The 23,325-nt window shown below is 67.9% G+C and carries 15 protein-coding genes; 2 read left to right on the plus strand and 13 right to left on the minus strand.

The genetic code is table 11. From position 1 onward, the window contains the following. Window positions 1-34: 34 nt before the first annotated feature. The 5 genes from AB0M88_RS42355 to AB0M88_RS42375 form a co-directional block, all read right to left on the minus strand. Window positions 35-562 carry a GNAT family N-acetyltransferase gene (locus AB0M88_RS42355; RefSeq protein ID WP_364111944.1) on the minus strand — a complete coding sequence of 176 codons (528 nt, stop codon included), beginning with the start codon at window positions 560-562 and terminating at the stop codon, window positions 35-37. 258 nt (window positions 563-820) lie between these two features. Further along, entirely contained in the window at window positions 821-2,335 is a 1,515-nt protein-coding gene (locus AB0M88_RS42360) for an ISL3 family transposase (RefSeq protein ID WP_364111985.1), read from the minus strand. A gap of 72 nt (window positions 2,336-2,407) precedes the next feature. Further along, complete coding sequence (locus AB0M88_RS42365) at window positions 2,408-4,669, minus strand: EAL domain-containing protein (protein WP_364111947.1); 2,262 nt, start codon at window positions 4,667-4,669, stop codon at window positions 2,408-2,410. Window positions 4,670-4,749: 80 nt separating this feature from the next. After that, on the minus strand, window positions 4,750-6,282 hold the full coding sequence (locus tag AB0M88_RS42370; protein ID WP_364111949.1) for an aminotransferase class I/II-fold pyridoxal phosphate-dependent enzyme: 1,533 nt from the start codon (window positions 6,280-6,282) through the stop codon (window positions 4,750-4,752). 659 nt (window positions 6,283-6,941) lie between these two features. Further along, complete coding sequence (locus AB0M88_RS42375; protein WP_364111951.1) at window positions 6,942-8,915, minus strand: HD domain-containing phosphohydrolase; 1,974 nt, start codon at window positions 8,913-8,915, stop codon at window positions 6,942-6,944. A gap of 736 nt (window positions 8,916-9,651) precedes the next feature. On the opposite strand from AB0M88_RS42375, the gene AB0M88_RS42380 reads away from it, so the two are divergent. Then, window positions 9,652-10,578 carry an N-acetylmuramoyl-L-alanine amidase gene (locus tag AB0M88_RS42380; protein WP_364111953.1) on the plus strand — a complete coding sequence of 309 codons (927 nt, stop codon included), beginning with the start codon at window positions 9,652-9,654 and terminating at the stop codon, window positions 10,576-10,578. 208 nt (window positions 10,579-10,786) lie between these two features. Beyond that, entirely contained in the window at window positions 10,787-13,198 is a 2,412-nt protein-coding gene (locus AB0M88_RS42385; protein ID WP_364111955.1) for a glycosyl hydrolase, read from the plus strand. Window positions 13,199-13,407: 209 nt separating this feature from the next. On the opposite strand, the gene AB0M88_RS42390 is transcribed toward AB0M88_RS42385, so the two are convergent. The 8 genes from AB0M88_RS42390 to AB0M88_RS42425 all read right to left on the minus strand — a co-directional run bounded on the left by AB0M88_RS42390 (window position 13,408) and on the right by AB0M88_RS42425 (window position 23,175). Continuing rightward, on the minus strand, window positions 13,408-13,980 hold the full coding sequence (locus AB0M88_RS42390; protein ID WP_364111957.1) for a family 43 glycosylhydrolase: 573 nt from the start codon (window positions 13,978-13,980) through the stop codon (window positions 13,408-13,410). Continuing rightward, the gene (locus AB0M88_RS42395; RefSeq protein ID WP_364111959.1) at window positions 13,977-16,430 is read right to left on the minus strand and encodes a glycoside hydrolase family 2 protein; all 2,454 of its coding nucleotides are present in this window, start codon (window positions 16,428-16,430) and stop codon (window positions 13,977-13,979) included. Before AB0M88_RS42395 ends, AB0M88_RS42390 begins: the two co-directional genes overlap by 4 nt. A 22-nt stretch (window positions 16,431-16,452) precedes the next feature. Then, the gene (locus AB0M88_RS42400; protein WP_364111961.1) at window positions 16,453-17,256 is read right to left on the minus strand and encodes an ATP-binding cassette domain-containing protein; all 804 of its coding nucleotides are present in this window, start codon (window positions 17,254-17,256) and stop codon (window positions 16,453-16,455) included. Further along, complete coding sequence (locus AB0M88_RS42405; protein ID WP_364111963.1) at window positions 17,253-18,197, minus strand: ABC transporter ATP-binding protein; 945 nt, start codon at window positions 18,195-18,197, stop codon at window positions 17,253-17,255. The genes AB0M88_RS42400 and AB0M88_RS42405 overlap by 4 nt, the downstream gene beginning before the upstream one ends. 8 nt (window positions 18,198-18,205) lie before the next feature. Continuing rightward, a complete protein-coding gene (locus tag AB0M88_RS42410) occupies window positions 18,206-19,171 on the minus strand; it encodes an ABC transporter permease (RefSeq protein ID WP_364111965.1) in 966 nt (321 codons plus the stop codon). A gap of 10 nt (window positions 19,172-19,181) precedes the next feature. Next, a complete protein-coding gene (locus tag AB0M88_RS42415) occupies window positions 19,182-20,171 on the minus strand; it encodes an ABC transporter permease (RefSeq protein ID WP_364111967.1) in 990 nt (329 codons plus the stop codon). A 67-nt stretch (window positions 20,172-20,238) separates the two neighbouring features. After that, a complete protein-coding gene (locus AB0M88_RS42420; protein ID WP_364111969.1) occupies window positions 20,239-21,873 on the minus strand; it encodes an ABC transporter substrate-binding protein in 1,635 nt (544 codons plus the stop codon). A 285-nt stretch (window positions 21,874-22,158) separates the two neighbouring features. Then, window positions 22,159-23,175 (minus strand): LacI family DNA-binding transcriptional regulator, encoded by a 1,017-nt coding sequence (locus tag AB0M88_RS42425; RefSeq protein ID WP_364111971.1) that lies wholly within the window; start codon window positions 23,173-23,175, stop codon window positions 22,159-22,161. Between the last annotated feature and the right edge of the window lie 150 nt (window positions 23,176-23,325).

Genomic DNA, 23,325 nt, shown 5'->3' on the forward strand with positions numbered 1-23,325 from the left:
GCGCTCTCGCTCAGGCAACGCCGGCCGGTCTTTCCTACTGCGCTGCCCGGCTCGGCAGGTAGTAGTTGACGAGCGGAAGCGCTGTAAAGCCGACTGCTTCGTAAAGCGCGCGCGCAGGTGCGTGTCCGGGGTCCCCGCCAGTTGTCACGTTGATGAGTTCGAGCCCGCGATCGCGCAGTCGTTGAATGGCGAACTTCATCAGGGTTCGACCGTAGCCACGACGTTGGTGCTCTGGGTGCACGGCGATCATCTCGATCACTCCGAGCGACTCTTCCTGGTCTTGTTGGAGAACGACGAAACCGGCTACGACGCCGTCGGCCGTGGTGAGGATGAAGGATTCAGCGCCGTCCGCGAGGCAGCGCTTCCGGACGCTTGCGGTTTGCGCGGTCCGCCAGTCCGGGCGGTACAGCAGGTCGAACGTCGCGGATCCAAGAATGCTCTCGAACGAGACGAAGACTGGCTCCCACGCTTGGAGGGACAGGGTGATGACAGCTTCTAGGTCGGCGGGCACGAGCGGCCGAATCTGGTGCGTTGGCGTGGTGGAGTGAGACTGCTTGGGCATGCGAATGCTCCGTTTCCATGACGGCGAAGCCGATACGTGACACGTATGGGCCTGGGACGCAGGAAGCGGCGGAGCAACGTGGGAAAGGATGCTCGCCGCTCAGGAGCGGCGGGTCCGCCCGGCAGCAGCGCAGCAGCAGATGAATGTCATGAGGCGCACACTAGTGCAGCACCAACGCCACTCGCGAACTGGTTTTCAACCCCTTGGTTACGGTCGTGGGACTTGGGCTCTGTCCCGTGCAAGCGATTGATCATCAATTCAGCGGGCCAGCAGGACTCGTTTGCGGAGCAGGTCGAAACTGGCTCGGCCATACATCTGCCGTTTGAGCATCTTGATCCGGTTGACATTGCCCTCGACCGGTCCGGAGCTGAAGGACAGGCTCAGCCCAGCGGTTACGGCGTCGAGATCGGCGATCACACCGTTGACGAACCGGTTGATACCGAGAAGGTCGGCCTGCTCGGCGCAGCTGAGCCACTCACCGAGCTGATGGCCGCGCCGCTGAGTCATGATTGCCGCGAAGGAGCGCACCAGCTCAGCCGCGGTCCGTAGTTCGGGACAGTTGGCGAGGACCGCGGTGAGGCGGCTGGTGTCACGGTCGGTGAGGTTGTCGGGATGTGCGCAGATCCAGCCGGTCACTTGCCGTGTCGACAACGGCTTCGGGATAGCTCGCAGGTCCGGTCGTGCACGATGTTGCTCGACGAAGCGGCGGACAACGCTGTAGCTGCCAGTGAATCCTTGCGCGACGACTTCGCGGTGCAGTTCTGAGGCTTTGAGGAATCCGCCGGCAATCCGCTCGCTCAGGTAAGGCTTGAATCGGTCGAGCGCGCTGGCCCGTTGCTTGGATACGACCATCATGTCCTGCCAAGTCGCGGCGCCGGCATAGAGGGAGACGGTTTGATGCTTCCATCCGAGGTGCCGGGCGATCTGCCGAAAGCTGGCTCCTTGCGCGAGCATCTCCCGGACCAACGCATGATGCGCCTGGCGGCGCTGCGCCATTGCTCCCTTTGGCTCATCAGCGAGGTCTCTGGGCTCGGCGCCCGGCACGGTGGGCTCCTCGATCAGACATCCTTTGTGCTTGGCTACCAGGCGTTCGATCGCGGTGGCGAGGTTCTGCCAGAGGTGGAAGCGGTCCGCGACTTGCACCGCGGCGGGTGCACCGGTCCGAGCGCCTTCGGCATAGGAACTTGCCCGGTCCCGGCAGATCACGTCGGGAGATTCGTGCTGGAGTAGCCACTCGGTCAACGGTGACGCGTCGCGACCCGGGATCAGATCGACGACGCGGCGGCTCTCGCAATCGATCAGAACGGTGCCGTAGTGGTGTCCTCGCTTCACCGCGAAGTCGTCGACGCCGAGCACACGCACTGAGCCCACCGCGGGGTCCGGGACCGCTCTAACCAGCCGAAGAAGACTATTGCGGCTGGTCCGGATCCCGACTTTGGCGGCGAGACGGACCCCAGCACGGCCAGCCAGCGCCAGGCCGATCGAGGTGAGCATCGTTCGCAACGGCTCGCTGCGGCGGGCCCGGCGACGGGTCAGTCCGGCGACCTGTTCGACGAACGTCCGCGCCTGGCATGCGATGTTGCCGCAGAAGAAGCGGCGCACCGTCAGAAACAGCTGCACCAGGCGGCCGCCGACGGGCAGATCGGCCAGCCGGCGCTGATACCGCGAATGCACTTTTCCCGACTCAGTCGAGCACGCCGGACAGGATTGCTTGGCGCTGCGAACGGCTGCATGAAGAACGACACCATCGCCAGCTTCGACGACCTCGCTGATCTCGACACCCTCAAGATGCGGCAGCAGCTTACCGATTGCCTCGTCACACCAGCAACCAACGATCGATCATGACTAGCATCGATCACTCTTCGTGGGACAGATCCCCGAACTCACGCCCGGAGCCATATTGGGCTGCTGCTTGAGAATCCAGGACCGTTGCACCTCCGCCGGCCGCGGAGGGCTGTAGAGGTAGCCCTGCCCGAAATCGCACCCCTGGCCGCGCAGCCAGTCCTCGTGCTCGGCGGTCTCGATGCCCTCAGCGACGACCTGCTGACCGAGGGCGTGCGCCATCGCGATGACTGTGCGGACGATGGCCTCATCGTCGGGGTTGACGCCGATGCCGGACACGAACGACCGGTCGATCTTGACGATGCTGGCCGGGAACTGCCTCAGGTACGTCAGAGATGAGTACCCGGTGCCGAAGTCGTCGATGCAAAGCACCACGCCGAGCCCGCGCAGTGCGCGCAGGGTTGCGAGGGAAAGTTCGAGGTCGTCAAAAACACCGGACTCGGTGAGTTCGAGCCAGAGCGCGTCTGCGGGCAGCCCGGTGCGCTGCAGGACGCCGCGGACGACGTCGACGAGCGCGGCGTTGCGCAGCTGCCGGGCCGAGACGTTGACCGACATGTGCAACTGGGGTGCTCCGTCGGGGCGTTCGGTGCGCCACTGCGCGAGTTGGGTCGCGGCCTCTTCGAGGAGCCAGGCACCCGATGCCACGATCAGGCCGGTGTCCTCTGCGATGGGGATGAACTCCAGCGGCGAGATCATGCCCAACTCGGGATGATTCCAGCGCATCAACGCCTCGAAACCGGTCAGCTCGCCGGTGAGCAGGTCGATGATCGGTTGGTACTGCACCGACAGCTCCCCCAGTTTCAGGGCCCCGCGCAGAGCTTGCTCCAAGTCGGCGCGGCGGCGGGCCTGATCGCGCATGGCCTCAGTGAACACGGCGTAGCCGTTACGGCCCGAGCCTTTTGCTCTGTACATCGCGGTGTCGGCGTCACGGATGAGGTCCAGTGCCTCGGCGGGCCCGGAGGACTCCGCGATCCCGATCGACGGTGTGATCTCGATGTCGCCGACGGACAGGCTGAAGGGCTCGCAGAATGCGTCCAGCAGACGGACAGCGAGCGATTCGGCCAGTGCGGCGTGGTCAGGGCTGGCCAGGGCGATGACGAATTCGTCCGCACCGACGCGGCACACGAGGTCTTCGCTGCGAACGATCGCGCTGAGTCGGGAGGCGACGGCGCACAGTAGCTCGTCACCGATGGGATGGCCCCAACGGTCGTTGACCGCCTTGAACCGGTCGAGATCCAGGAACACCAACGAGGCATCGAGCCGGCCGTCGTCGGCCTGGTTGCACCAGGTGGTGATGGTGTCGGTAAGTAGCTCACGGTTCGGTAGGTCGGTAAGGGCGTCATGCGTCGCCCGATGCCGCTCGGCGCGTTCCAACGCGACTCGGTCGCTGACATCACGGAGGTTAATCAGTATGCCGTTGACCGCCTCATCGGCGAGCAGATTGCGGCCTACGCCCTCGATGTGGTGCACGGTGCCGTCAGTGTGCTGGACGCGGAACCGCATCATCTTGGTCGAGCCGCGCCCGGCTGATAGCAGCCGTATCGCCCTGCCCACGGTCGATGCGTCGTCGGGGTGAACATGATCCGTGATCACGGTCTGGGCGGTTCGCCCCTGGAGGGCCTCGGCCGGCCGGCCAAGTATGCGTTGCGCCGCAGGGCTGACGTAGGTGGTACGGCCTTGGGGGTCGAACAGAATAGTGGTATCCGACGATGCAGCGACCAGGGCCTGGAATCGGCGTTCGTCGTGCTCGCGAAGCCGTGTCTGCAATTCGTGCAGGCGCGCGGTCAGCCACGCCAAGCACTCGCCAGTGACAACACAGATGACGGTGCAGGCTACAGCCGAGGACGCGAGCCGCGGCGCGTGCGCCACGATTGCCAGCGGAAGCCAGTATGCCGCCAGGAACAGCGGGCTGAGCGCGAGGACGGTACCCCGGCGCAGCGCGGTACCCGCCCACACCGCGAGGACGAAGAAGGAGATGCTGGCCAGATAGGGGTTGGGGTCCATCCAATTGCCGAACCCGCTGATGGCCAACGACGGTGGGATGGCCAGGATCTGCCACCTACGTCGCCACCGGTGCCACGGCAGCCACAACATGACGGCGCCGCACACCATGGTCGCGGCCCCGAGTCCGAGTAACACCGCCAGGATCCGGCGAGCGGGCCCGACAGTCGGTGCGTAGCCGATGACGACGGCGGCCGACGCGATGTAGAGCCAGCCGATGGCATGCCCAGTGAGCCGTCGGAAGGACCCGTCCGGCTCTGCCACCCCCCTGCGCCACCGTCGCCAGGTCACACCCCTTTATCGGCGGGGAACCCGGCCTCCTGAGAAACCCGACGGAGCCCAGGTCATTCGGCGGGCTCCCGGGGGGACGGGAGAACTCGGCCGGCGAGCTGTCGGCCGAAGGCCCGCCGTAGCTCGCTCATCGAGCTGCCCCCTTCAGCGAGGGCCTGAGGAAGAGCCGCGGTCAACGTCTCCACCAATTTCACCACGTCCTGGTCGGTGTGGTGTGCGGTGAGCGAGATCCGGATCCCGGACCGCTTGGCCGGGACCGCAGGGGACGTCGCGATGTCGACGAAGAACCCTGCATCTCGTAAGAGCTCTGCCACCCGGTAGGTGAGGGGCGGCTTACCGACACCGACGCAGCGGATCGGCGTCGCGCTCGGGCTCACCACCGGAAGGTCATGCTCGGCGGCCAACCTGTTGAACAGGTCGATCAGCTGGTTCAGGCGGGCGCGGCGAGGTGCGACCGCGTCGGTCAGGTGCAGGCGGGCGGACGCCAGGATAGCCCCGAGCATCGGGGGCTGCACCGGGCCCGAGAAGATCAACGCTCCGCCCAGTGCGAATACCCGTCGGCGTAACTCCGGGTTGGGAAAGGTCAGCACACCGCCGGCCGCGGCGAACGACTTGTTCAGCGACCCCGTGACGATCGCCCGCTCGGCCGCGGCCGCACTCAGTCGCTCCAACGCATATCCGCGGCCGAACCGTCCGGTCCACGAGATCGCGTGCGCGTCGTCGATGTACAACCACAGATTTGGATGCCGCTCCGCAAGGCCGCTCAACTGTGCGATGGGTGCGGGATCGGCGTACATGCTGTAGATCCCGTCGGTCATGTACCAGACCCGCCGATGCGTGCGTGCCAGCTCCACGACACGGCGTTCGAGGCGACCGAGATCGCCGTGCGGCAGCAGCTCTACCGGGATCCCGTCCGCCTGCACCAGCCTCGCTGCGACCTGCACGCTGAAGTGCACTTGAGCGTCGAGAAGCACGACGTCGTCACTCCCGACCACTACCGGAAGCGCGGCGAGATGCCCCATCGTCGTGCTCGGGCTGATCAGCGCCGGGCGACCGAACATCTCGGTCAACGCGGCCTCTGCCGGGGCATAACCCGGCGCCGACAGGTACGTCCGCGACGAGGAGAACTGACTGCCATACCTCGTCACCGAATCTACGACTGCGGCGACCAACTCGGGGTGGGTCTCCAAGCCGAGGTAACTGCACGAGCCAAAGCTCACCAGGCGTCTACCGTCGACGGTGATCACACGCCCGTCCAGCTGATCATCCTGAGCCGCGCAGTGCGCTAAGCCCAGACTTACCCCTGCCATCACGAGGTCATCAAGCGCGTCCAGCCGGGCTTCGATCGCGCCCATGGTCCCTCCCCGCATCCATACAGTACGCTCCGTAATCAGGCCGCCACAATTGATGTTGATCAAGGCGGATTGACAGTAGCCTGACCTGCAATTGAGCGCCATGTCTGAAGCCCGGCATTTAATACCCACCCGGCCCGAGAGTGGCGTGAGTTCAGGTTCCGCCGCGCACATCAATTCGCTCTTCGTGCCGCACGTAGACATCGAGTCGATCACGTCGGCGACGACGAACACCTAACGTCATCGGGCTGCTGGTCCATTTGTCCTGCCATCGGCAAAGAGTAAGCCAGCCAAATCCTGGTGGCGGCGGCCAGGAGCGTGAAGTCGGCGCGGACGCGTTCGCGGCCGCGCATGCGGGCGCGGCGGCCGCCGTGTCGGCGGTGATTGTGCTGCCCCGGCTGGGGTCAGTCGGCTGTCGTGTAGCGGCGACTTGTCTTCGGCATGGCCATCAGTCCGCACGAGTCGCTGGCCCGGGTGCCGGCTCGTGCACAGCTTGTTGAGCGTTGTCGACGGCGGCGACGGTGTGCCCGCGCGTTGGACGATGTTGGCGATCGTGCTGCGGAGGTCTTGGTCGTCGGCTTCTCACGATGACTGCGACGCTCCTGCTGCGTGGCGGTCGCCTGGATCGGTCGACAGCCGCGGGTCGTTGCTGGTGAGTGAGCTACTAACCGTTATGCCCGGATGTTCACCGGGGCTTTGCTCGCAGCTCGCGAACCAGGTTGTCGTCGTCGCTACTCACCTGACCGCGATTCACCGCGACATTCCATCGGCGCGGTGCCGACGGAGAGGCTTGGCTGGTCGACGGCCGTCACCGCCGCTGCTGTTGTGTGTGCCGTGCCGGTGACCCGTCGCCATTTCGTGCGGCGCGGGTCGGCCGCCGATTGAAGGTGCGCTCAGTTGTCCTGCTGCCGGGCGGTCGCCGCTGGCTCGAGCATGGCGTGACGCAGGGCGGCGACGACGTGTGGGTCGAATTGGGTGCCGACGGCCCGGTCGAGCTCGTCGAGCGCGGCGGGGGTGTCGAGCCGGTCGGCGTAGGGCCGGTTGGACGTCATGGCGGCCAGCGCGGCACATACCGCGATGATCCGAGCGCCCAGGGGAATGTCGTCGCCGGCCAGACCGTCGGGGTAGCCGGTGCCGTCGTAGCGTTCCCGGGCCGAGCGGACCAGCGGCGCCACGGCGGCCAGCGCGGGCGCTGACAAGACGATCCGTTCACCGATCACGGGTGCCTGCTGGATGAAGGTCCACTCCTGCGGTGTCAGCGGAGCGGGCTTGCGCAGGATCTCGTCGGGGATGCCGACCTTGCCGACGTCGTGCAGCTGAGCGGCCTGCCGGATCCGCGCCACGTCCGCGGCGGGGACGCTCAGCTGCTGGCACACCGCGCCGGCCAGGTCGGCCGTAACGACCAGCCGCTGCGCCCATTCGGTGTCCCGTTCGTGGATGGATCGCAGCAGCGCGTTGATGGTTTGCGCGTCCGCGGGTACCCGGCTGCTGTTCTTGTTTTCGTACATGCGCAGGTCGACCGCGCGCATCGCGTCGGTTGCCGTGGCCGCGTCGGCGGGCAGCAGGATCGAGCCGTGGGAGGTGGTGATGGAGAAGCCTTCGCCGTGCTCGCTGAGCGCTTGGGTGGTAATGGCGATGATCGGCTCGGTTCCCGCGCGGCCGGGTCGGGCCAGGACGCAGAACTCGTCGCCGCCGATCCGGTAGGCGCGGCCGCGTCCGTCGATGTCGCGGGCGAGAGCGGCGCCGAGCCGGGCCAGCAGGGCGTCACCGGCGGGGTGGCCGAAGGTGTCGTTGTAGACCTTGAAGCCGTTGAGGTCACACAGCGTGAGCAGGACTGGATTGGCCTCGGAGGCGCGGGCAAGGTGCATGTCTAGGTCGGCAACCAGCTGCCGCCGGTTGTAAAGGCCGGTCAACGCGTCGGTGTGCGCGGCCTCGACGAGGGCCTTTTGCCCACGGCGCACCGCGACGACGAAGGCGGCGATGAGCAGCAGCGCCGCGAGGACCAGCACGAACGGCAGCACCCCCGTCCCGGTCAGCGGGCCCGCGCCGCGGGTGGCCACCGCGACGACGTACCAGTGGTTGGCGTTGCCCGGCATTGCGGCTATCCGCTGGTAGCCGGCCTGGCGCCGGTCGAGTTGAAGCTGACCCTTGTCGACCCAACCGTGCACCGTGCTGCGGAACCGGGCGTCGGTGGGATCGCCCAGCGGGGCACCGATCTGCTGCGGCCGCGCCGAGTCGATCACCACGTGCCCGGTGTCGGCGTCCACCACCAGCATGGTCCGGTCGCTGCGGGCAACCGCCTCCCGGCGGAAGCTGTCCAGCGTGACCTCGAAGTGCACGATGCCCGGTTTGGATCCGTCCGGCATCGGCACCAGGGTGGAGTTGGAGATCACCCACTCGTAGGTGTCCGGGGATACGTACGGCTTGGCCTGGTACACCTGGTCCTTGCCGAGGGCGAACGACGGCGCGAAGAACGGATTCTTGCTTTCGTCCGGCGACAGGTCGGCGTAGCCAGCCCGCTCGCCGCGTACGGTCCGGGCGTTCTCCGCCCCGGACGCGTCGATGAAGCAGGCCTCGCCGATTTGGTCCGGGTACAGCTGCTCCAGGTAGCCCAGGGAGTTGTTGATCGCGTCGAGGGTGGCGCCGCCGCGCCGCACCCGATCGTCGCGGTCTCCGGGCTCGGCGTAGAACCGCCGGTACTCCGAACTATGCGCGGTCAGCAGAATGATCGAGCTGGCCCGGGCGAAATAGGCGTCGAGCATCTGCGCCTGTTCGGCCGCGTCCTGCGTCAACTCATTGCGCTCCCGGACCAAGGCACGGGCGTGCCCGGCGAACCCGGCGGACACCCCGATGATCAACAGCACCACGGCCCCCACCAAGCCCACTAGCAGTGACCGTCGCATGCCTCACCGTCACTTTCCGTTCCACAGCCCTGCCTTCCCACAGCGCAGGCCGGCGATCCCCTTCGACCAGGCTGAGCCGTCCGACCGTTGCTACAGTCGATTCCCGGCGATGTGCACCCAACCCGCAACCGAACAGCATCCCGGGTACGGCACCATGGCCGGCATGACACTCGTGCCGGCTGCGAGACCTCAACAACAACCGGAACCTCAACGGCGCCATCTCGCTGACCCGGACCCCCGCCAGCTTCAGCGTGATCTCTGCGGGCACGTACGCCGTGGAGGGGAGCGCTCGACAGCAGGGCCCGACTGACCATCGGCTAGATCCGCGCGATCCGCCTCAGAAGGCCATCATGAAGAGTCCACGTAGGCACCCCAGCCGATCGAGATGCCCCTCCGGTGCTCACCGACCCGGACGGCACTGGTTACCGCGCTGTCCGTCGGCCGCTTGGTATCGGCCTCGCCGTGGCGTGAACCTTTTACCGGTTTATGCGTCACTGGTGTTATGAAAGCTGAATTCCCCCAAAAGACAGTGTCGCGGCGACGTGTCCTCGGCGGCCTCGCCGGCGTGGGCGCCATGCTCGCCGGCGCCGGCCTGCGGCCTGCCGCTGCCGCTGCCGCACCCGCTTCCTCCCCCGCCCGCACCCTGGCGCGAACGTCAGCCCTGGGCGTCGGCGGACAGACGAGCCGTACCCCGTTCACGATGACCCATCTGGCCATGAGCTGCCACGGCTCGTCGGCACCGGGCGTCCGCCTGCGCTCGAATGAGCGCTGGGGCGACTGGAACCCCGCGCACAGCGACCACCGCGGCAAGGACGGCGTCACCTCGGAGCGCTCCTACGCCCTGCTTTCCGCCCCGGACGGGGTCGGTTACGAGGTCGACGGCAACGGCGCCAAGGATGTCCGGGTCGTGGAGATGAACACGGCCACCGGGCCGGTCGCGACCGGGGCCGCCACCACCGAGATGCGCATCGACAGCGGCACCACCGGACTGCGCTACCTCAGTCGCGCCGCGTGGGGCGCCGACGAGTCGTTGCGGTTCAAGCCCGACGGCACCCTGGCCTGGGGGCCGACGCAGTACTTCGACCTGCAGACCATCGCGGTGCACCACACCGCCGGGATGAACGACGACCCCGACCCGGCCGCCACCGTCCGGGCGATCTATCACTTCGACGCGGTCATCCAGGGCTTCGGCGACTACGGTTACCACCTGCTCATCGACGAGGCGGGCCGGATCTACGAGGGGCGCTGGTCCGGCGACGACCAGATCCCGGTCTACGGCCCGGACCGTGGCCCCGACGGCCGGCTCCAGATGGTCACCGCCGCGCACATCGCCGGCTGGAACAGTGGGGTCGTCGGTGTGGTGCTCCTCGGCGACTTCACCTCGAGGCAGCCGACCGAGGCCGCCCGACAGTCGCTCGCCATGGTGCTCGCGATCTTCTCCGGCCTGGAGCGGCTGGACCCGCTGGGCTTGGTCGATTACGTCAATCCGGTCAGCGGGGTGAGCAAGACCGTCAACTCGATCGCCGGCCACCGCGACTACGCCGCCACCGAATGCCCCGGCAACACCTTCTACCCCCAGCTCCCGTCGCTGCGCACGCAGGTTGCTGAGCTCGTGCACCGCGCCTGAGCACGCCAGGGCCTGTCCCGCATCACGCGTCGTTGACCGGCTGTGCAATGCCGTCGAGCAAATCCTCCCGCATCTGACTGGTCTCAAAACATCGGTCAGATGTGATTTCTATCCGTATCGTCGGCCGCCGCGACCGACGCGTGATAGATAGGCTGATGTAAATATGTGGCTGCGCTCCCGGCTCCGGCCGGTCGACGGGAGGTCCGGCATGAGGTGGACGACGAGTGCCGGTCGGTGGCGGCTTCCCCTCATGCTGGCCGCGATCCTCGTTCTCGCCCTCGGCGCGTTCGGGGTGGGGCGGCTGGTGACCGGGCACGAGAAAGACGAGCACGAAGCCGCGGGCGCCGATCGCGACGGCGACCGTGACGCGGGCAACGACGATGACGAGGAGGACGGCGGGCCGCAGGCGCCCGCCGACTACCTCACGCTGAAGTGGACGTCGGGCCGAGACGTGACCCCGGCTCAGGTGGCGCGCTCGATTCAGCAGGCTGCCGCGATACCCCAGGGAGCCGGTGGCAGGTGGAGCGCCATCGGCCCGTCGAACGTTGGTGCCCGCGTCGTCGGCCTGGTGGTGGACTCCGCGTATCCGGACACGCTCTACAGCGCGGTGTCTGGTGGCGGAGTGTGGAAGAGCACCGACGCCGGACAAACCTGGCAGCCCAGTTGGCCCGCAAGACTGACGCAGACCATGGGCGCTCTGGCCATCGGCTCCGACGGCACGTTGTGGGCCGGCACCGGTGAGGCGAATCCGTCCGGCGGCGGCCTGACGTTCTTCGGCAACGGCATCTACCGGTCGACCGACCACGGGCGCACCTGGCAACAATGGGGGCTGCCACAGAGCGCGGCAATCGGGCAAATCGTCGTCGATCCCACGAACCCCAGGCGGGTGTTCGTGGCCGCGGCCGGCTCCATCTCGTCATCGGTGTCACAGCGCGGCATCTACCGCGTGGACAACGGCGGCCGGAACTGGAAACTGGTTCTCGCCCCGCCGAACGGGACAACGGGCGGCATCGACCTGGCCATCGACCCGGCCAACCACAACCGGATCTTCGCCGCTCTGTGGGACCACAAACGCAACAACGGCGCGCGTACCTACGGCGGGGTCGGCTCCGGGCTGTTCCGCTCGGACGACGGAGGCAACTCCTGGAAGCGGTTGCAGAACATCGTCGGACCGGTGTCCGACTACGACCAGACCGGGTCCGGTCTCAAGAGCGACCCCAGCCTGGGCCGCTTGGGTGTCGCGGTCGCGCCCTCCGACCCCAAGCGGGTGTACGTCGTGTTCGGTTCACCCTACGGGCCGGACAAGGGCTTCTACGTCTCCAACGACGGCGGTGACTCGTTCACCCGGGGCGGCCGCCCGGGTGGGTCGGGCGGCTACCAGTGGTGGTTCGGCCGGCTGTGGGTCGACCCCGCCAACGAGAACCACCTGTTCTCCGCGGACGTGGCGCTGCGCGAATCAACCGACGGCGGGCAGACCTGGCACGACTCCGGAGGCGTACACGCCGACCAGCACGCGTTGCAGTGGGATCCGACCCGAGCGGGACGGGTGTACCTCGGCAACGACGGCGGAGTCTGGCGCTCGGACGCGAACGGTGCCACCCAGACCTGGCAGCACGCCACCTACGAGCCGTGGAATCAGTCCTACCACCTCGCCGTCGCCGCCGACGACCCGACCCGGCTCGCCACCGGGCTGCAGGACAACGGCAGCGTACGTACCTGGACCGCGACCGCACCGCCGACCGACCTTTCACAATGGAACGCGTACGGCGGCGGCGACGGTCACGAGGTGCTCATCGACTACCGCGACCACGACATTTACTACGAGTGCTCACAGGTCGGCTCCTGTCACCGGCATGAGGACACCGGCGGGGTGTCGAAGCAGTTCAACCTCGGCGCCCGGCACTCGTCACGGATCACTACCGACGCGCCGCTGGTGCTCGACCCCAGCAATCCGGACGTGGTGTATTTCGGCGGCAACGTGCTGGACCGCTCCACCGACCGCGGCAACACCTTCACCCAGATCAGCCCGCCCGACCCCGACTTCCTGACCGGCCCCGTACCACCGGATGAGAACGACCTCGGCCCGTTCTACGCCAACGAATACGCCACGATCACCTGGATCGCCCCGGCCAGGACCGATCCCAACACGATCTACCTGGGCACGGACACCGGCCGGGTATGGAAGACCAACGACCTCGGCGGCCACTGGACCGAGTTCACCGGAAAGGGGTTGCCGCAGCGGTGGGTCAACGCGATCGTGGTGGACCCGGCCAACGCCAACCACGTGTACATCGCCTTCTCCGGCTACCGCGAGGGCGACAACGCGGCCAACGTCTGGGAAACCGGCAACGGCGGCGCGACATGGCGGGACATCAGCCGGAACCTTCCCGACGGACCGGTCGAAATGTTGACGTACGACCAGCGGCATCACCAGCTGTACGCGGCCGACGACTTCGGTGTCTTCTACCTGCGTAACGGCAGCCCGCGCTGGGTCAAGCTGGGTCGCGGGCTACCCGACACCCCAGTCATGGACATCAAGCTCACCGGCGACGGCAAGTCGATGTACGCCGCAACATTCGGCCGAAGCGTCTGGCGCCTACCACTCCCACCGGCCTTCTGATCGCGACGCGCACCTCAAGCCGCCCCTCGCCAGGCGAGCCTTCGGCGACCCAAGCCTCGTCGATTTGCGGCGGGCCCGGCCAGGCCCGCGGATCCGAAGGCCACTTCATCGGATAGCCATTGGCCAGGCGCACCGCGCGCAGGACTCCCAGACATTGCTCGAGGTCGTCGGACCGGCGGGCTCGAACGGTCAGTGGCCGGATAGTCAGGTCACTCACCGAAGCAGCCGTCGTGCCGGTACAGGTGCGGCGCCTCCGGATACTGCAGTCCGGTGCCGCTCCACAGGGCGCGTGGAGGTTCCAGAACCACTCCGGTCGCCGGGTCGGTCCGGGCCTGCGCGATACCGGGCCGATCCGGGTCGCCGGAACAGTAGGTGACGTGACCGGCGCCGTCGTCGTCCCAGGCCAGGTCCGGGTCGATACCGGGGAGCCCGGCGATGCGTACCGGCTCGGTCCAGCCGGCCGGCGGATCGTCCGCGGTGACCAGTTGACCGGGGCGGCCGACGTCGGTGGTGATCAGCCAGAACCGCCCGTCGTGGTGGCGCAGCGTGGGCGCGAAGATGCCGCGGCTAGGCGCGGCATCTCCGGCCGGGAGCTGGGTGTCGGCGGTGAGGACGTTTCCCACCTGCTGCCAGTGAATGAGGTCGTCGCTGCGGAAGAGAGGCACCCCGGGGCTGTACTCGAACGAGGAGTTCGCCAGCCAATGGACGCCGTGGTCGTCCGGGCCGACGGCGGGATCGGGGTGGAAACCCTCGATCACCGCAGAGGTGGCCAGGGAGGTCACCGGATCAGGTCGTTCAGGCTGCGCAGGACGAGCGGTCCGAGGAAAGCGCTCGGGTTGGCGGTCGCGGTGGTCGTCACCCGGAAACTCGAGCTCTCCCCCGGCAGCAGCGTGACCAGCCCGCGGTCCACCGTCGCGTCCGGGTCTATCCGATCCACCTGAAGGAACACGTCCCGGGTGACGGCGTCGGCGGACACCGTCACCAGCACACCGCCCTCCACGGCCTCGGCCATGGCCCGCAGCGAATCGGGCTGCAGCCGTTGCCCGATCGGTTCGGCCGGGTAGTGCACCGCCCGCGCGAAGCCATCGGCCTCGGCGACGAGCAGGCCGGTGGCGGGATCGGCGAAGGTGGCGAGCTTCTCGGGCACCGTGACCGATGCGCTCGCGCGCGGGCGGACCTCGGCTTCGATCTCGGCTGTGCCGTACACCGTGCCGTCGAGGTCCAGGGTGCGCAGGGCGATCTCCGTACGAATGGGCTCGTCAGTGTCGTTGAGCAGCACCAGAGCCACGCCCGAACCGTCCGGGTGGGGCTGGAAGGTGGCCAGCCGCGGCGCGTAGGCCGCCTGCACCGCCCACCACAGCGGCTTGCGATGCCCGTCGAAGTCGACCGCGGCCCACGAGATGACCGGCCAGTTGTCGTTGAGCTGCCAGAGGACGACACCGGTGTTCCACGGCGCCAGCGACCGGAAGTGCTCGACGCCGAACCGGATGGCGTGGGCCTGGTTGAGCTGGGTCGCCCAGTGCCAGTCGTCGATGCTCGACGGCGCCGGCAGGTGGGCCGCCAGGCCGCGCTCGAGTTTGCCGTTGCCGTCGGCGGCCTTCTGATGGACGAGCATCTGCTCGCCGTACGGCCGCAGCGGCTCGTCGTGCACCACCCGGCTCAGCGTCGACCAGGCCGGTGGTCCCTGGAAGCCGAACTCGCTGACGAAACGCGGATGCCAGGTCCGGTACGCCGTGTAGTCGAGCTCGTTCCAGACGTCCCACACGTGCACGGTGCCGTTGCGGGGGTCGTTGGGGTGGGCGTAGTCCACGAACGAGTACGGCGAGGCGGGCGTGTACGGCCGGGTCGGGTCGAGCTCGGCGACGATCCGGGGCAGCAGGTCACGGTAGTAGCCGTCGCCCCACGGGCGGTCGCCGAGGGCGGGGCGCCAGTCCCATTCGACGTACCCCCAGGTGTTCTCGTTGTTGCCGTTCCACACGATCAGCGACGGGTGCGCGGACAACCGGGTCACCTGCTCCCGGGCCTCGGCCTCGACCTCGTCGGCCAGCCACGCCTCCTCGGGGTAGGCGGCGCAGGCGAACAGGAAGTCCTGCCACACGAGCACGCCGCGCTCGTCGGCCAGCCGGTAGAAGGCCTCCGCCTCGTAGATGCCACCGCCCCAGATGCGCAGGAGGTTGACGTTGGCGCCCAGCGCGTCGTCGAAGCGGGCGGCGTAGCGCTCCTCGCCGATCTCGGTGATGAAGGCGTGGTCGGGGATCCAGTTCATGCCGCGGACCGCGATCGGCCGGCCGTTCACCCGGATCTCGAAGCGGTTGCCGTCCTCGTCCGGGGAGGTGTCCAGCGCTACCGTACGGAAGCCGATCCGGCCCGACCAGGAACCGCCGGACTGCAGCCTCACCTCCGCCTCGTACAACGCGGGGGCACCGTGGCCGACCGGCCACCAGAGGTCGGCATCGGGCACCCGTACCTCCAGCCGGGCCGAGACCGCACCCGCGTCGAGGACGGTCCGCGCCTCGTGCCCGGCGACGGTGGCGACCACCTCGAGCGGTCCGCCGCCCGGGACGGCGCGCTCGACGTCCACGTGGGCGGTGAGGACGCCGGTGCCGTCCCGCACGTCGACCAGCGGCCGTACGCCGGCGATCCGGGCCGCCGACCACGACTCGATGCCGATCGGCTGCCAGATTCCGCTGGTCGCCACGTCGATGCCCCAGTCCCAGCCGAAGTTCGCGGCGGACTTGCGCAACAGGTTGTACGGGTGGTGATTCACGTGCGGCCACGGTCCGTGCTCGCGTTCGCGCCGTTCCACCTCCTCGACGGGGGCGGCGAAGGTGACGACGAGCTCGTTGGCGCCCTCACGCAGGACTTCCCGGATGTCGACGCGGTAGCTGCGGTGCTGATTCTGTGTGGTGGCCACGACGACGCCGTTCAGCTCGATCGTCGCCACCGTGTCGAGGCCGAGCGCCACCAGGTCGTGCCGCTCGTGGTCGTCGGCCGACCAGTCGAAACGGGTGTGGTAACGCCAGACGGTCGAGCCGATCCACTGTTGGCCGGCCTCGTTGTCACCATCGAACGGGTCCGGGATCAGGCTCGCCCGGACCAGGTCGAGATGAACGCACCCGGGGACGACGGCGTCGGTGGGCACCTTCGGGAAGCCGGCGGGCAGAGTTCCCGACACGGCTTCGACGGTCCAGCCGGTAGTGATCGTGACGAATTTTGACACAAGGGTATTCACGAAACGTCCTTCGCGCGGTGTTTCAGGGGCGTGCGAGCTGCTTCAGTCGTTCTTCGGGATTGGGTGCGGCGGCGGCCAGCAGCTTGGTGTATTCGTGCTGCGGGCGCAGGATGACGTCGTCGGCCGGACCACGTTCGACGATGCGGCCCCGGTACATCACCAGGATCTCGTCGGAGAAGTGCCGGGCCGTGGCGAGGTCGTGGGTGATGTAGAGGACGCCCAGGTCGTCCTCGCGTTGCAGCAGGGCCAGCAAGTTGAGGACGCCGAGCCGGATCGAGACGTCCAGCATGGACACCGGCTCGTCGGCGACGAGGATGCGCGGTTGCGGAGCCAGGGCCCGGGCGATGGCCACGCGCTGCCGCTGGCCGCCGGAAAGCTCGTGCGGGCGCTTGCGCGCGTAGTCCTCGGGCGGGGTCAGGCGCACCCGGCTCAGCAGTTCGTCGACCTGTTCTCGAACCTCGGCCTTGTTCTTGGCGCGCCCGTGCAACCGCAACGGCCGGGCCAGGTGGTGGGCGATGTCGTGGTAGGGGTTGAGGGAGGCGAACGGGTCCTGGAACACCATCTGTACCGCGCCCCGGTAGCGCCGTAGGCCGTCGCCGTGCCGCTTGATCGGCTGGCCGTCGAGCAGGATCTCGCCCGAGGTCGGCCGTTCGAGCTGCATGAGCATCTTGGCGATGGTCGACTTGCCGCTGCCGGACTGGCCGACCAGGGCGACGGTCTTGCCTGGCTCGAGGCGGAAGCTGACGTCGTCGACGGCGAGCAGGCCCTCCTTGACTCCGCGCAGCCGGTAGCGCTTGGAGACGCCGCGGAATTCGAGTGTGGTCATGAGACGGTCCCTTCGGCGACGTGCTCGGCGGATTCCTCGATGGACGGGCCGGCTGAGTCGAGGAGGGCCTGTTCGGTCTCTTCGAGCTGACCGAGCCGGGGGTCGCTCTTTCCGGTGCGGATGAAGTCGCCGCGCTCGCCGGTCAGGCTCGGGAAGGAGGCCAGGAGCTTCTTCGTGTAGTCCTGCTGCGGCTTGGTGTAGAGGTCGTACGCGCCCTGGATCTCGATGATCTCGCCCGACCGCATGATCGCGATCCGATCGGCGACCTCGAGCAGCAGCGGCAGGTCGTGGGTGATGAAGAGGACCGCGAAGCCGAGCTCGGACCGCAGCCGGGTGATCTCGTTGAGGATTTCCCGCTGCACGACCACGTCGAGGGCCGTGGTCGGCTCGTCCATGATCATGATTTCCGGGTCCAGGGCCATGGCCATGGCGATCATGACGCGTTGCCGCATGCCGCCGGACAACTCGTGGGGGAAGGAGCGCATCCGGGTACGGTCGACGCCGACCCGTTCGAGCAGATCGCCGGCCGCCCGTTCGCGGTCGGCCCGCTTCATCTCCGGCCGGTGCGCGGTGAAGACGTCCTCGAGCTGGGCCCGGATCGAGATGACCGGGTTGAGGGAGTTCATCGCGCCCTGGAACACCATGGAGATCTTGTCCCAGCGGAACTTGCGCAGCTGCTCGCCGGCCAGGGACGCCACATCGACGTCGGTACCGTCGGCCGAGTGGAAGACCGCGCGCCCCGACGTGATCAGCGCGGGCGGCTTGAGCAGCCGGGTCAGTCCGTACGCCAAGGTCGACTTGCCGCAGCCGGACTCGCCGGCCAGGCCCAGCACCTCGCCCCGGGCCAGGGTGAAGCCGACGTGCTGGACGGCGTGGGTCGTACGGGTTCCGAGATAGTCGACGCTGAAGTCCTCGACGCTCAGCACTGGGGTGGTCGGCATTGGGGCGCTCACTTGACGTCCTCCTTCTCCACCCGCTGCAGCTGTGCCGACGTCAGGCCCCAGGCCTTGCGCGCGGCTCGGGTCTGCGCGCGCAGCCGCGGGTTGATGATCTCGTCGATCGCGAAGTTGATGAGCGACAGCGCCGCCCCGAACAGGGCGATGACCAGACCCGGCGGAACGAACCACCACCACGCGCCCTGATCGAGGGCCAGTGCGGTGTAGGCGTTGAACAGCATCGTGCCCAGCGTGATGGTGTTGCTCGCGCCCAGGCCGAGGAAGGCGAGCCCGGCCTCGCCCAGGATCGCGAAGATGACCGCGAACACGAACTGGGAGGCCAGCACCGGGACCAGGTTGGGCAGGATCTCGACGGTCAGGATGCGCCACGTACGCTCGCCGGAGACCCGGGAGGCGGCGACGTAGTCGCGGCCGCGCAGCGACAAGGTGACCGCCCGCAGCACCCGGGCCGAGCCGGCCCAGCTGGTGATGGACAGGACGAGCCCGATCAGCAGCAGACCGCGGTGCGCGGGCGGCACGTAGTTGCCGATGATGATCACCAGGGGCAGGCCGGGAATGACCAGGGCGACGTTGGTGAACAGGGCGAACGCCTCGTCGACGATGCCGCCGAGGTAGGCGCCGAGCACGCCGAACAGCGCGGACAGGACGGTCGCGAGGATGCCGACCACGAAGCCGACGATCAGCGATCCGCGCATCCCGTAGGCCAGCATCGCCCACACGTCCTGCCCGGTCTGGGTGGTGCCGAGCAGGTGGGCACCGCTCGGGTGCGCGTAGGCGTCGGTGCTGATCGCGTTGGGGTCGGACACCAGCAGCGGGCCGATCAGGGCCCAGGCCACGATGAGGCCGGCCAGCACGAGACCGACGATGAGCTTGGGTGATCGCGAGGGCAGCAGGGCGGCCAGGCCGCGGCGGCCGGTCGGAGCGGCCTCGGGGACCGCGGCGACGACGGTTGTTGTCATGAGACTTCTCCTATCGCCGCGCGCGCGTGCGGGGGTCGATGATCCCGTACAGCACGTCCACCACGAGGTTGGCGGCCAGCACGGACAGCGAGATGACCAGGAACAGGCCCTGCATGAGCGTGTAGTCGTTGTTGGACACCGCGGTGAACAGCAGCTTGCCGATGCCCGGGTAGCCGAAGACCTGCTCGGTGACGATGGACCCGGAAACCACGAAACCGAGCGAGATGGCGAATCCCGACACCGACGGCAGCATGGCGTTGCGCGCCGCGTACGTCGCCCGTACCCGGCTGGGCTTGAGGCCCTTGGCCTCGGCGGTGACGATGTAGTCCTCGGAGAGGGTCGCGACCATCATGTTGCGCATCCCGAGCATCCAGCCGCCGAACGACGAGATGACGATCGTGGCCGCCGGCAGCAGGCCGTAGTAGATCGCGCTCGTCAGGAAGCCCGAGGTCAGGCCGGGCTCGGTGGTGTTGACGTCATAGCCGCCGGTGAATGGGAAGATCGCGATGTCGCGGGTGAGGAAGAGCACCAGGACCAGCGCCAGCCAGAAGTAGGGCACCGACTGGAACATCGTGGTGACCGGGATGAGGTTGTCCAGCCAGGAGCCGCGTTTCCAGCCGGCCAGCGCGCCGAGCCCCACGCCGAGGAGGAACGACATGACGGTCGCGATGCCGACCAGGGCGATGGTCCAGGGCAGCGCCTGGCCGATCACGGTGGTCACCTGGGCCGGGAACTGAACGAGCGAGACGCCCAGGTCACCGTGGAGCAGATTGACGAGGTAGTCCCAGTACTGGTGGATCAGGCTGCCTTTGCCGCCACCGAGCTCGACCTCGAGGGCCGCGCGGGTCTGCGGCGTCACCGGCTGGCCGGCGGCGGTCATCTTCCCGATCAAGGTGTCCACCGGATTGCCCGGCATCAGCCGCGGCAGGATGAAGTTGATCGTCACCGCGGCCCACAGGGCGACGACGTAGAACGCCGCCTTCTGCATGTAGAAGCGCATGGATGCTGCTTTCGCCGGGTCCGGGGCCGGTCCTCGTACGACCGGCCCCGACGCGAAGGACGGGTGGCTACTTGACCGGGCGGATCTTCTTGAGCACGAGGCCCAGGCCCCAGTTGCTGTTCCAGGGCAGCGGGAACGCGTACAGGTTGGAGGCGGTCGGCCAGCCGGTGGCGCGGGAGTTGTTGTATTCGGCCAGCGCCGAGTTGACGTAGACCGGGATGTACGGCATCTGCGCGGCGACCTTGTCCTCGATCGTCTTGTAGGCCGCCTGCTTCACCGCGTCGTCGTTGGTCGAGGCGAGCTGCTTGAGGGCGGCGTCGACCGCCGGGTCGGAGAAGCGCGAGGTGTTCGTGGTCGCGTTCTTGCCGACCTTCGCCGTGGCCAGGCTGTTCAGGTAGTTGTTGAACACGTAGTACGGGTCGGACGAGACGCCCATGTTCACCGAGTTCATCGACAGCTGAAACTTGCCGCTGGTCTCCCCCTGCAGCCAGGCGTTCTGCGACATCGTGTTGACCGTCAGCTTGATGCCGGCCGACTTGAACTGCGCCTGCAGGAGCGTGCAGATCGTGTCGTAGTCGGTCCAGCCCGAGACCACGTTGATGCTCAGGGCCAGCTTCTGGCCGCCCTTGGCGTAGTAGCCGTCCGAGCCGAGCGCCCAGCCGTCGGCCTCGAGCACGCTCTTGGCCTTGGCGGTGTCCGCGGCCTGCGGCGCCGTCATGTAGTCGGGCGAGACGATCTGGCTCTTGTTGACCGAGTTGAGGATCATCACGTTGGACGCGGGCAGGCTGAAACCGGCGCCGGCCTGCGTGCCGAGCTGGGTGCGGTCCATCGCGTAGTACATCGCCTGCCGTACGGCCAGGTCGGTCTGCGGCCCGGTACAGCCCATCGCCGCGTTCACGCAGGTGAACAGCGACGAGGTCGCCTGCGGGGTGTTGGTGTAGGCCAGGTTCGGGTGCTGCGCGACGATCGACTTCAGGGTCGGCAGGAAGTTGCCGGTGATGTCGAGCGTGCCGGCGTCGAGAGCCGACTGGGTCACGTTGGCAGTCGACGACGGCACGTAACGCACCTGGTCGACCGCCGGCGCGTCGTCGCCGGTGCCCCAGTAGGTGGTGTTCTTGGTCAGCAGGTAGCTCTGTGTGTTGAAGCTCTTGAGCTTGTACGGGCCGGTGCCGACCGGGTCGGTGTTGGTGGCCGTGATCGGGTCGGCGATTTTCGACCAGATGGCCTGCGGGACGATCGGCAGGTTGCCGAGCACCTGTGGCCCCAGGGTGAAGGACGTGCTGGGAAAGGCGACGGTGACGGTCCCGGCGTCGCCGGCGGTGGCCGTCCACGTGGTGCCGGTGGTGTTCAGCCCGGGGTTCTTCGAGAACAGATTGAGGCTGTACGCGACGTCCTGGCTCGTCATCGCGGTGCCGTCGGTGAACTTCACGCCCGGGCGGACCTTGACGGTCAGCTGGGTGCCGTCGGAGTTCCAGGTGAACGACGTGCCGAGCACCGGGACCGGGTCACCCGCGCTGGTCTTGTTGTAGTAGAAGAGCGCCTCGTAGATCACGCCCTGCGTCGGCTGCATGAAGGCGCCGGTGTTGTTGAACGGGTTGAAGTTCTCCGTGCCGATATCGGAGGTGCCCACCGTGATCGTGGTGAGGCCGCTGCTCTTCGCGCCGGAACCGGACGACGAGCAGCCGGTCAGCGTGATGGTCAATGCCGCTACAACGGAGAGTCCCGCCATTCCCCGGCGTCGAAAGGTCCTCAGGGACATCGTCGTTTCTCCTGCTCGCGAGAACGCCGAGCCGGTGCCCGGCGCCGTGTGCGGCTCAACTTAAGCGTTTAAGTCACATCGCACAATGCCTCGCTGTCATACTTCCCGAAACCCGGTCGTCACAATTCCCTGAGCGGACTTATTACAGGATGTGATCAAAGTGCGGACAAATTGCCGGAGCCGCCGAAAAGTGATCCGGGGGGCGCAGGTGGGACCGGACGCCACCACTCAGGCCGGCGGGGCGGCCGTGCTGGCGCGGACCACCAACTCGGTCGGCTTGTCCGGCTGCGAGCTCGGGGAACGCCCGCCGATGCGGTCCATCATCACGGTCGCCGCGTGCGCGCCGTAGGCCTGGATGTCGCGGCTCAGCGCGGTCAGCGCCGGCCGGACCAGAATGCAGAGCTGGGAGTCGTCGCCGGCCACGATGGAAAGCTCGTCGGGCACCGCCACCGACATCTCCTGGGCCACGTTGAGGGCGGCCGCGGCCATCACGTCGTTGTCGTACATGATGGCGGTCGGCCGGTCCCGCCGGGACAGCAGCGTCCGGGTCGCCCGCACGCCCGCCTCCCAGGTGTAATCGGTCTCGACGACCGCCACGTCCTCGAGGCCGTGGGCCGCGGCGGCGGCCCGGAAGGCGGCGATCCGCCGCTGGGTGTGCTCCAGGGCGGCGAGGCCGGCGACCCGGGCCAGGCGGCGGTGGCCGAGCGCGACCAGATAGTCCACGGCCACGGTCACGGCCTCGGCGTCGTCGGTCCAGACGGCCGGGATCTCGCTGCCGACCTGGGGATGGCCGACGATCACGGCGGGAATGCCGAGCCGCTCGACCACGGGGATCCGGTCGTCGGAGGTCCGGAGGTCGGTGAGGATGATGCCGTCGACCCGGCGCTCGGCCCAGCCCAGCCGGATGGCGTCGATCGCCGCGGCGTGGTCGTCGACGATCTGCAGGAACAGCCCGACGCGCTCGCGGGACAGCGCGCCCTCGAGCCCGGCGATGAACCGCATGAAGAACGGCTCGGCGCCGAGAGTGTCAGCCGGCCGGGCGATGATCAGGCCGACGCTGTGCGCACGCGAACCGGACAGCGACCGGGCGGCTACGCTGGGTCGCCAACCGATCTCGTCGGCGATGGCCAGAATGTGACGGCGGGTCTTCTCGGACACCCCCGGCCGCCCGTTGAGCGCGTACGAGACGGCGCCGATCGAGACGCCCGCTTGCGTGGCGATCTCCGCGATTGTCGGGCGTTTCACGTATCCCTCCCCTGGCCAGCATACGGGTGCGGGAGGTCGAACACCGATCCTTAAGCGCTTCAGTGGGGCCGCGTCACATGACCGAGATCGGCTAGGTCGCGGACCTGCCCTCGCAGTGCTTCGCCACCGGTCCGGGCGGCGCACCACGGT

Source organism: Actinoplanes sp. NPDC051411, from assembly GCF_040682075.1.
In the GTDB taxonomy this organism is placed as follows: Bacteria; Actinomycetota; Actinomycetes; order Mycobacteriales; family Micromonosporaceae; genus Actinoplanes.

Coding starts and splice junctions, on each gene's coding strand:
- AB0M88_RS42380 (WP_364111953.1), top strand. CDS start 9,652: ATGACCCATCTGGCCATGAGCTGCCACGGCTCGTCGGCACCGGGCGTC.
- AB0M88_RS42405 (WP_364111963.1), bottom strand. CDS start 18,197: ATGCCGACCACCCCAGTGCTGAGCGTCGAGGACTTCAGCGTCGACTAT.
- AB0M88_RS42385 (WP_364111955.1), top strand. CDS start 10,787: ATGAGGTGGACGACGAGTGCCGGTCGGTGGCGGCTTCCCCTCATGCTG.
- AB0M88_RS42410 (WP_364111965.1), bottom strand. CDS start 19,171: ATGACAACAACCGTCGTCGCCGCGGTCCCCGAGGCCGCTCCGACCGGC.
- AB0M88_RS42355 (WP_364111944.1), bottom strand. CDS start 562: ATGCCCAAGCAGTCTCACTCCACCACGCCAACGCACCAGATTCGGCCG.
- AB0M88_RS42415 (WP_364111967.1), bottom strand. CDS start 20,171: ATGCGCTTCTACATGCAGAAGGCGGCGTTCTACGTCGTCGCCCTGTGG.
- AB0M88_RS42400 (WP_364111961.1), bottom strand. CDS start 17,256: ATGACCACACTCGAATTCCGCGGCGTCTCCAAGCGCTACCGGCTGCGC.